Source organism: Kushneria aurantia DSM 21353 (genome assembly GCF_000382245.1).
Lineage (GTDB): Bacteria > Pseudomonadota > Gammaproteobacteria > Pseudomonadales > Halomonadaceae > Kushneria > Kushneria aurantia.
This window is the reverse complement of record NZ_KB907867.1, coordinates 65,665-74,509: the sequence shown is the minus strand read 5'-3', so window position 1 is coordinate 74,509 and position 8,845 is coordinate 65,665. Positions and strand designations below refer to the sequence as shown.

The 8,845-nt window shown below is 55.0% G+C and carries 9 protein-coding genes; 6 read left to right on the top strand and 3 right to left on the bottom strand.

Annotated features, from left to right (window positions below; translation table 11 throughout):
• Positions 1-380 precede the first annotated feature (380 nt).
• The gene (locus tag H146_RS0106160; RefSeq protein WP_019950994.1) at positions 381-1,343 is read right to left on the bottom strand and encodes an AEC family transporter; all 963 of its coding nucleotides are present in this window, start codon (positions 1,341-1,343) and stop codon (positions 381-383) included.
• A gap of 72 nt (positions 1,344-1,415) precedes the next feature.
• Positions 1,416-2,645: a beta/alpha barrel domain-containing protein gene (locus H146_RS0106155; protein ID WP_019950993.1), complete on the bottom strand. Its 1,230-nt coding sequence runs from the start codon at positions 2,643-2,645 to the stop codon at positions 1,416-1,418.
• Between the two features lie 155 nt (positions 2,646-2,800).
• On the opposite strand from H146_RS0106155, the gene H146_RS0106150 reads away from it, so the two are divergent.
• Positions 2,801-3,700: a LysR family transcriptional regulator gene (locus H146_RS0106150; RefSeq protein WP_019950992.1), complete on the top strand. Its 900-nt coding sequence runs from the start codon at positions 2,801-2,803 to the stop codon at positions 3,698-3,700.
• Between the two features lie 58 nt (positions 3,701-3,758).
• Here the strand turns inward: H146_RS0106150 and H146_RS22430 are convergent, their stop codons facing one another.
• Entirely contained in the window at positions 3,759-4,115 is a 357-nt protein-coding gene (locus H146_RS22430; protein WP_380059733.1) for a hypothetical protein, read from the bottom strand.
• A gap of 115 nt (positions 4,116-4,230) precedes the next feature.
• Here H146_RS22430 and H146_RS0106145 point away from each other — a divergent pair, with 115 nt between their 5' ends.
• The 5 genes from H146_RS0106145 to H146_RS18615 all read left to right on the top strand — a co-directional run bounded on the left by H146_RS0106145 (position 4,231) and on the right by H146_RS18615 (position 8,689).
• Positions 4,231-4,485 carry a GNAT family N-acetyltransferase gene (locus H146_RS0106145; protein WP_342664560.1) on the top strand — a complete coding sequence of 85 codons (255 nt, stop codon included), beginning with the start codon at positions 4,231-4,233 and terminating at the stop codon, positions 4,483-4,485.
• A gap of 637 nt (positions 4,486-5,122) precedes the next feature.
• Positions 5,123-6,616, top strand: coding sequence for a P-loop ATPase, Sll1717 family (locus H146_RS21290; RefSeq protein ID WP_156826719.1), 1,494 nt, complete (start codon positions 5,123-5,125; stop codon positions 6,614-6,616).
• A 42-nt stretch (positions 6,617-6,658) separates the two neighbouring features.
• A complete protein-coding gene (locus H146_RS22590) occupies positions 6,659-6,814 on the top strand; it encodes a transposase (RefSeq protein ID WP_211213296.1) in 156 nt (51 codons plus the stop codon).
• A gap of 909 nt (positions 6,815-7,723) precedes the next feature.
• Positions 7,724-8,065, top strand: a complete 342-nt coding sequence (locus H146_RS18620; RefSeq protein ID WP_019950988.1) for a zinc ribbon domain-containing protein YjdM — start codon at positions 7,724-7,726, stop codon at positions 8,063-8,065.
• Between the two features lie 78 nt (positions 8,066-8,143).
• Positions 8,144-8,689 (top strand): alpha/beta hydrolase family protein, encoded by a 546-nt coding sequence (locus H146_RS18615; protein ID WP_019950987.1) that lies wholly within the window; start codon positions 8,144-8,146, stop codon positions 8,687-8,689.
• The last annotated feature ends 156 nt before the right edge of the window (positions 8,690-8,845 follow it).

Below are 8,845 nucleotides of genomic sequence, written 5' to 3'. Positions count from 1 at the left end.
AACCGGCCCGCCCCGTGTCGATGCCTTGCCTGCCATGTTCACGCCCACCCGAAGTGATCGATCTTCAGATCATTCTATCGCTAAGTGAACAGCATTAGGTCTGCCCCCTATTGTTGTGCGTGTCCCCTATTGTTGGCGCAGCGCGGGGACGGATTGGCAGCACCATCGCGCGATCTCCTCGTCAGATCAGCAATGGCTCGATCGTCGCGAGGCAGGCGCTTTCAGCCCGCAAACTATGGGAACTGCGCGGCTACCGTATTGATGTGCGGTGGTGGGAGAAAGGTCGGAAAGGAGACGCAGAGCAGCCCCGGATTGATCGGGGCTTTGACTGGCGTGAGATCAGTCGAGAGGGTTGGTGATGAAACGGTCTTGCATGGTCATCAAGGGGCGGGAAACTGATTCAGCACCAGTGGAATGGTCACCAGGGCAAGCAGCAGTGAGACGATGATGGACAGCGAAATCACATCTTGCTGATAGTCGTACTTCTTGGCGAAGACATACACGCCGGCGCCAATCGGCTGCGCGGCCATCACGACCGCTGCGGCCAGCCAAATACCCTGTTCCTGCCCCATACCGAAGAGGTAGACCGCTGTGCCAAAGGTGATGGCGGGTTGCACGAACAGCTTGAGCACGATCATTGGCAAAACCGTCTTGCCGACCGTGGCGTTCATGTGCTCCCTGACGTTCAGCCGGGCAAGGCCCAGGCCGAGCGCGAACAGTGCGGTCGGCCCGGCCGCGTTGCCCAGGAAGCGGGCAAAGGATTCGATGAAGACGGGCACGCGGATATCGAGCAGGACAAAGGTAAGTCCGGCCAGCACCGAGATGGTCAAGGGATTCTTCACCGTGGTCAGCGCCGCGCCGCCCACGCTGCGCAGCAATGGTGTACGGCCTTCGCTGGCGCGTTTGGAGAACACGTCCCAACTGATGATCACGGCCATGATGGCGGGAATGTTGTGCAGGATCGTCGCCAGCGCCGCAGGCAATGCGGCCTGCTCGCCATAGACGGAAATCAGAATCGGCACGCCCATGTAGCCGGTCGTGCCATAGCACGCGCCCATGGCGAGGATGGAGGACTGCGGCAGCCCGACCCTCCGGCTCTTGGCGAGCAGCGTGGCGATCAGGTAGCACGCGGCGATCCCGATCAGGGTGGAGAGGATGAAGCCCCATTGCTTGAGCTCTCCTACATCGGCACGGGCCACGGCAATGAAGAGCAAGGCCGGCAGCGCGATGTACAGCACATAGTCGTTGATGAGCTTGTCCGCACCGCCACTGTCAGGCTTCAGTCGCCCATAGCCATAACCGACGAGGATGACCAGAAAGATGGGGGCGACGATCAGGAACATGGGTGAGCCTCCTTGTGTTGTCTGAAGATGAAAAAAGCCAGCCCCGGGGAGTGTCCCAAGGCTGGCCTGTGGTTACTTGATGAATGCTTTTTCCTGTCGACCGACGGTGGCGGCGTAGATGACATCGGAGCCGTAGAAGTGGATCAACTCGTCGCGTATCCGCTCGAACTCTTGGTGCTTCTTCGGATAGGCCGCCGTCAGAATGGCGTCGAGCTTCTGCTTGACCAGTTGCACAGTGGCGTCGTCGTTGGCTTCCAATTCGAGTCCCTCGTCCTGGAGGATGCGCTGAACCGTGGCGTCATGCAGCCCTGTACTGTTGAGGAAGTACGGGATGTCACGCGCAGCACCCAGAAATGCAGGAATGTTGGCGACCCCCATGTTTTCCTGATTGACGATATGCCCGCTGACCGGCCGGTACAGGTCGGGCATGGAGAGGAATGTCCTTTCCGACAGCCGGGCCGCCTCGACGACCGCCGTGGAGTCCAGGGGCTGTTGGTTGATGCTGATTTTCCGCTCCTTGAAGATCAGATCCAGTATCTCGATGGCCGGTAGGCCGGAACGGTTGCCGGTGCCGGCAAAGCCGCCTTCGATGATGTTGAATCCGTGGTAGAGCGAGGCCAGCGCGTTCTGCAGACCCAGTCCGCGATCGTTGTGCGCGTGGAGACAGAAATCCGTATTCGGATACTGATGGCGCAGATTGGCCGCCAGTACCGCCATGGCTTCGGGATAGAGCGTGCCCAGGGAGTCGTTGATGCGGACGGTTTGAATGTCCTGTGCAAGAGAGCGATCAATATCCCTGGTGATCTTTTCGTAAGACTCTTCGTCGATGCCGGTGCTGAAATTGTTTAGCAAACTGACGCGGAAACTATTGAAGCCCCATTCGCGCAATTGTGCCGTTGTGCGCTCGAAGAGTTGTTCATCCGACTTGTGGGATACCATGCCGAAGCTGATGGTCAGGTAGTCCTTCAACGCATCTGGAAAGGACTCGAACTGGGGCATGATGGGGTCATGGCAGTTCAATAGCATGATGAACGAGAACCGCGTTCCCGCCGGCAGACCGCCATGTCCCTGAAGATGGTTGATGGTCTCAATGAGATATGTCGGGTCTTTCGGGCCTGACCCGTAAACAATGTCCCGCACGCCAGACTGGAGAATCTTGGAAATCAGCGGGATCTTGTCTTGCGCAGGCACGGAGAACGCGCAGCGCTCAGCACCTTCCCGGAGAGTTTCGTCCAGGATTCCGTCAATGCTGAAATCACAGTAACGCGGGGTGTGATTATCCGGAAACTTGAGAAGGGCCATATTTATTAACTCCTTTAATAGAGCATGTTTCGCCTGAAGTATTGGATTGGGACAACGCCGGCTTCATGAGTCTGGTCGAAGTGCCATGATCTGTTAAATGAATTATGGATTCGCTATAATCGAGTGAGTCGATAGCAGGCGGGATCGGGGATAACATGAAGCTGACGGCACAAACGGATCGGCTGGAGGGACGCGGCATCACGCTGGAGCAGTTACGCGCGTTCGTGTTCATTGCCGAGTACGGCGGTTTCGGGCGTGCCGGTGAGGAGCTGGGGCGCACGCAATCCACGCTCAGCGCGGGCCTTCGCCGTCTGGAGGAGGATGCAGGGTGCCGCCTGATCGAAAGGCGCCAAGGGCATATCCTGGGCCTGACGGAGGATGGCCGGCAGTTGCTGCCCGCCGCGCGCGACATCCTACTGCGCACCAACCGGACGATTGGTGCATTGAAGAAGACTCACCTCAAAGGCCGCGTGGCGCTCGGTGTGCCCGATGATTTCCAAGTCGCGAACCTGCACGAGATCATTTCGCTGTGCCTGGAAGAGAACCCCGGTCTGCGCGTGGAGATCACGGCTGCCTCATCCACTGTGCTGTCGGCCATGGCGGCGCAGCAGCGATTGGATGTCGTCATCCTCAAGGGCATGGCTGGCCAGCCACTGTTCTCCGAATTGGAGCGGATTCTGCGCGTCGAACCCTTGTACTGGGTGAGCTCAGGCGCTGTGCATTTCAGCGAGATGGACGAGGTGCCGCTGGTCACCTTCCCCGATGGTTGCGTCATCCGCAAATGCGCGGTGTCCGCACTGGAGCATGTCGGGCGTTCTTACTACTTCTCTTATGTGAGCGGGTCTTTCGACAACATCCGCAGCGCCGCGGCGAGCGGGCTTGGCATTGGCCTGTTGCCCAAAAACGCGCTGTCCGATGACCTGTACGTGCTGACACCGGAGGATGGCGCGCCCAGTGTTCCGGCCATTCAGCTCGTGCTGAGCGTGACGCGGCCCGGGAAGCTCTACAAGCTCTTCACCAGCTATATCGACCGGGGGTTGGGCTCGGTAGCATGATCGCGCCGCCGGCAAATCCCCACTCTGGGACAAAAATAGGGGACGTCCCCAATGCTGTTCACTTAACGACCTGAACCGTGTAATCAGGCTGTCTGTTGAGCCGCTCGTCGACTTTTCGGGATGGATAGTCTTTCGTTCGTCTTTTGATTCGTCGTGGATGGGTTCGACCGCGCGGACTGACGCAACTTGCGGTTGTGCGGTATTCGCCACAGCAGATCGGCGCCGGTCTGGCTGGCCGCCTGCCACATGGGAAAGCCTGAAAAGCCGCGGTCGGCCACGCAGAGCATGCCCGGCGCAAGTGCCGATACGCTCTGGCGTGCGCAGGCAGCTCTCGGCGGCGCTGACTCTCTCGACCATGCAAGCGCAGCGATTCGTCGACCAGATCAGGCGATACGACCCGAGCCAGCAACCCCATGCTGAGATAGTCCGCGATTCGAACCGGCCCGCCCCGTGTCGATGCCTTGCCTGCCATGTTCACGCCCACCCGAAGTGATCGATCTTCAGATCATTCTATCGCTAAGTGAACAGCACTGGGTCTGTACCCTATTATTCCCAGCGGCAAGGGGCTGATGAAGCGTGCGATGATGCTGGTCATCTCGGAAGCCTTCGAGCGACACCAACTCCACCGGCTGGAGGCCAACATCCAGCCCGGCAATCTCGCCTCGATAGCTCTGGTCGAATCACTCGGCTTCAGGCTCGAGGGCTACTCCCCACGCTATCTCAACATCGCTGGGCAGTGGAGAGACTACCATCGTTACGCCATCACGGTAGAAGATTGGCAGTGAGCGCATAGTCTTGCCGGTATGTCTGCGGCGACGCTATCAAGAAGCATTACCGGTTGCCGATAGAAACAATAGTGGCATCGGTGAGCGGCGGCGCAGAATGGGTCGAAATGCTGGGTAACCCTATGTAATCCTGCGAATATTAGCGCATGAACGATTCGCAACGTTTGATGGGCACGGGGTCATTCCAGGGTTTCGTCTCGCCGCATTGATACCTTTGTATTAATACTTTTGGCGATATTATCTCTACTTTCTTAAGCGGGGCAACAAGAAGTAGTGTGATTATTGGTTGCAATGTGTTTTTGGTGTATTAATCTGAACCCGTAGTGTAGTTTGCAACAGATTGCTGGCGGTCGATCCTGGTCTTGGGAGCTGTGGGGAAAGTCCGCAATCGACCCAAAGCGGCGCTTCCGGCAAAGATAGAAAGCGCCTTGAGGTGTGTTGTACAGCGAGTACTGTAGCTGGCGCTATACTACTAAGATATATTTAATATTCAGTGTTTCATTAAATTAAAAACAGGTGGCATGCGGTGTGAAATTATTGAACGCATTTAAGCGATCAAGTCGCTATGCAAGCGCGTAGTTTGATACTTGTCGTATCGATTCTTGGATTTTAATCCTCAGGCTAACAAGGAAGTAAAGTGACGTCGAAAATTGAAGCTCTTAAGTCTCTCGAGTTGGGGGCGCGAGTCGCCGAAGACGAAGCTGAGAGCTTAGAAAAGTATTTCGTCGAAACTGATCAATGGCGTCAGATTCGCTCGGGGAATATAGATGTTGTTTATGGCCCTAAAGGGTCGGGTAAAAGTGCACTTTACACTCTCCTCAATAGGAGGGAAGACGATTTTTTTGATGAGGGTATTCTGCTTTCCTCTGGAGAAAATGTAAGGGGAGCCACCGTTTTTAGCCTTGTGATTTCAGATCCGCCTCCTAGTGAAGTAGCCTTTATTTATCTTTGGAAGCTCTATTGCTTAACCTTGATCGCTAGGACCCTCCGAGAATATGAAATAAAAAACGATGCAGCGCGGGCATTAGTTGTTTCGCTTGAGAAAGCTGAACTTTTGCCAGAGTCTGGCGTTTTATCTGTGATGTTTAGAGCTGTTTCAAGTTATATAAAGCGTTGGTTTAGTAGAGATGCACAGGCCATTGAGCATGCCGTGACTATAGATCCCTCTAGCGGAGCGCCAACCGTTTCAAGGAAGACAGAGTTTCGCGAGCAATCCGACGAGAAAAATCTCGCTGAAATACCAGTCGATGAATTATTGCATTTCGCTAATGTAGCGTTGGAGCAAGAAGGCTTGAAAATGTGGCTGCTGTTTGACCGCCTTGATGTAGCTTTTGCTGACTCCCCAAACATGGAGCGAAATGCGCTGCGAGCATTGTTTAGAGCCTATAATGATATGAAAGGGTTTTCGAGCGTCGCGCTAAAAATTTTTGTTAGAGACGATATATGGAAAAGAATTACAGCGGGAGGCTTCACCGAAGCGAGCCATATCACAAGAACAGTAAACATAACATGGTCAGAGAACTCATTGATGAACTTAGTTGTGTCTCGACTTGTTGCCAATCCAAAATTTGCAGATTATTTGGGAATTAATCCAGATAAAGTTAGACAAGATTACTCCGCTCAACGAGCTGTGTTTTATCAAATAGCACCAGAAAAGGTAGATACTGGTAGAAACCCTTTTACTTTTGGGTGGATACTTTCTCGAACTGTTGATGCCAGCGGAAATCCTGTTCCCAGAGAAGTGATCCATCTACTAGATACCGCAAAATCTATTCAAATTCAGAAGCTTGAGAGAGGGGAAGGAGACCCTGAAGGAGATGTTCTATTAGACCGAGCCGCCTTTAAAGACTCTCTTCCCCAAGTTTCGAAAACTCGCTTTGAACAAACCCTTCTAGCTGAGTACGCGGACGTTGGTGAGTATGTCGTTAAATTAGAAGGCGAGCGCTCGGAGCAAACTACCGCCTCCTTAGCTGAGATTTGGGAGGTAACTGAGGAACAAGCTGGTAATATGGCACGACGCCTCGCCGAAATCGGCTTTTTTGAAGTCAGAGGAGATAGAGAAGCACCTTCATATTGGGTGCCTTTTATCTATAGGCCTGCATTGAATCTGGTTCAAGGAAAAGCGGTATAGGGTCGAATACAGCAATCATGGGGAATCAAGCTAAACAAGGCCATGTGGCCGATGCTCGTATCTCTCGCGGCTTATAAGAGTTTGCTGAGCCGCTTTGGTTTGCGGGGCAAGAAGAAGGTACAGGGCCAGTGGCAGCTTTACTGCCTGGCGCACTATATTGAGAAGTTGGCGAACTATGGTCGTTTGGCTGTGTCATGAAGCACCAGGTGCGAAGTGTGTCGCTTTTTGAAACCAGCAGGTCGCTTCCAGCGGGCCTAAGCTGGGCGCTCAAATGGCTAAATACCGGTATCAAGATGATTCAGCCAGATGACCGGCTGGGTAAACGAATAAGGACAACAGGCGGTTGAGACGGCTCGAAATCGGGTTTTTCTACAGCCTCGTTAGGTGGCCAATAGGGCTCTGTAAAATAATCGAAACTTGACAGGGAATTTAAAATGACTCCATATAGAAACACCAATGGAAATTCTAATATTGAAGCGTATGAAATCGATGGAGACTCAATTACGGTAAGGTTTATGTCAGGCAGATGGCGTAACTACTTATATACCAGTCGTAAGCCAGGGGCTGCTGTTGTGGAGAAAATGAAGGCATTAGCAATACAAGGTCACGGCCTTAATTCTTACATTTCCACCACGGTTCGCTCTAATTTTGAAAGAAAGTGGTAATGCATCTAACAAGTCAAAGCACTCGGACGCAGCAAAGCTGCGCCGGTGTTTGAGGCGTTATATCTACTCTGGCTTAGCGTCCGCTCTTGGCCAAAAAAGCGGTCGATCTGACGGTCTCGAAAGCCTGGAGATGGGGCTGATGGACGGTTTGGAGGTCATCTCCCCCTGAAAATAACTGGCCTCGGAGGTGGAGTTTTCTTGTACCTTGATCCGAGGAGGTTCCATGGAAAGTCTCGCTTTACCTAAAGCCAGATCATGCACGTACAGCAGGCGCAGACCGGGATGTTCTTGCCGGCGCCGTGTCTGATCGTGGTCGGCAATATCGCCAAAATGCATCGCCCCCGGGTCAGCGTGCCGACCACACTCAACGTAAGCATGTGGCTGGGCATCCTGAGGCAGGCGGCGTAAACTTCGCTGTTTTACAGATGCCGGGAGTCCACGCGTGAGTCAGTTGCCACCCTGCCCGCAATGCGGGTCCGAATATACCTATGCCGATAATCTGCTCTTCGTGTGTCCCGAGTGCGCTCATGAATGGTCCAGTGTCGAGACCGCCGGTGATGGGGAAGAGGCCAGGGTGGTGACCGATGCACATGGCTCGCCGCTTGCCGACGGCGATAGCGTGACTGTGATCAAGGATCTGAAGATCAAGGGGTCTTCCCGGGTCGTAAAAGTGGGCACCAGGGTTAAAAGTATCCGCCTGGTCGATGGCGATCATGATATCGACTGCAAGATTGATGGCATCGGGGCAATGAAACTCAAGTCCGAGTTCGTCAAGAAAGCCTGATATTGGCCGAATGCGACCCACCCGAGACGCTGCGGACTTCGGCATCAACGACAGCTTCGGGAACGGAAAGGAACTGCGATGAGGGGTCGGGAAAAGGTTCTGGTAGTGTTGGGAGCCGTTGCACTCCTTGCGTTCCATTTGCCGATGGCGGCCTGCGCGGAGATAGGGGCCGGCGTACGCACGATGGAGGTTCCGTCGCCGGAGCGGGGCCGTCTGCTCGACGTCACCGTCTGGTATCCGGCTGCGCCCGGCGGAAGCGAGGTCATGCTGGGAGACACGCCGTTCTTCTCGGGCACACCTGCGCAGCGTGATGCGCCCATCGCGGAAGGCCACTTCCCGCTCGTGCTCCTCCCGCACGGGGCGGGGCTGGCGGGTCAGGCCGAGGCGATGAGCTGGATCGCCGTGCCCCTGGCGCAGCGAGGGTTCATCGTCGCGGCCCCGACCCATCCGGGCAATGGCGGCCCGGAGCGATCAGCAGCGGAGACCATGAAGCTCTGGCTCCGTCCTCTCGATATATCTCGCACACTGGATGCGATGGAGCGTGACGGCCTTTTCGCCTCGCACGCTAGGCGATCCATGCGCGCCTCGTCGATATGGTGGAAGCCGCGTTCCGCGGTAGGCTAAATGACGCAGCTCGGTGAACCTGCTGACTGCGGATCGCAGCTCGTCCAGGCCATTGGCCGGAAACCTGCGTCGCGGCAACAAATCGCAATGGCAGCTTTCGGATTGGCAATGATAGATGCCAAACCGACCGCGAATGGCCGAAAGCCGCCTACTTCC

Coding starts and splice junctions, on each gene's coding strand:
- H146_RS0106160 (WP_019950994.1), bottom strand. CDS start 1,343: ATGTTCCTGATCGTCGCCCCCATCTTTCTGGTCATCCTCGTCGGTTAT.
- H146_RS0106155 (WP_019950993.1), bottom strand. CDS start 2,645: ATGGCCCTTCTCAAGTTTCCGGATAATCACACCCCGCGTTACTGTGAT.
- H146_RS0106150 (WP_019950992.1), top strand. CDS start 2,801: ATGAAGCTGACGGCACAAACGGATCGGCTGGAGGGACGCGGCATCACG.
- H146_RS22430 (WP_380059733.1), bottom strand. CDS start 4,115: ATGGGGTTGCTGGCTCGGGTCGTATCGCCTGATCTGGTCGACGAATCG.
- H146_RS22590 (WP_211213296.1), top strand. CDS start 6,659: ATGTGGCCGATGCTCGTATCTCTCGCGGCTTATAAGAGTTTGCTGAGC.
- H146_RS18615 (WP_019950987.1), top strand. CDS start 8,144: ATGAGGGGTCGGGAAAAGGTTCTGGTAGTGTTGGGAGCCGTTGCACTC.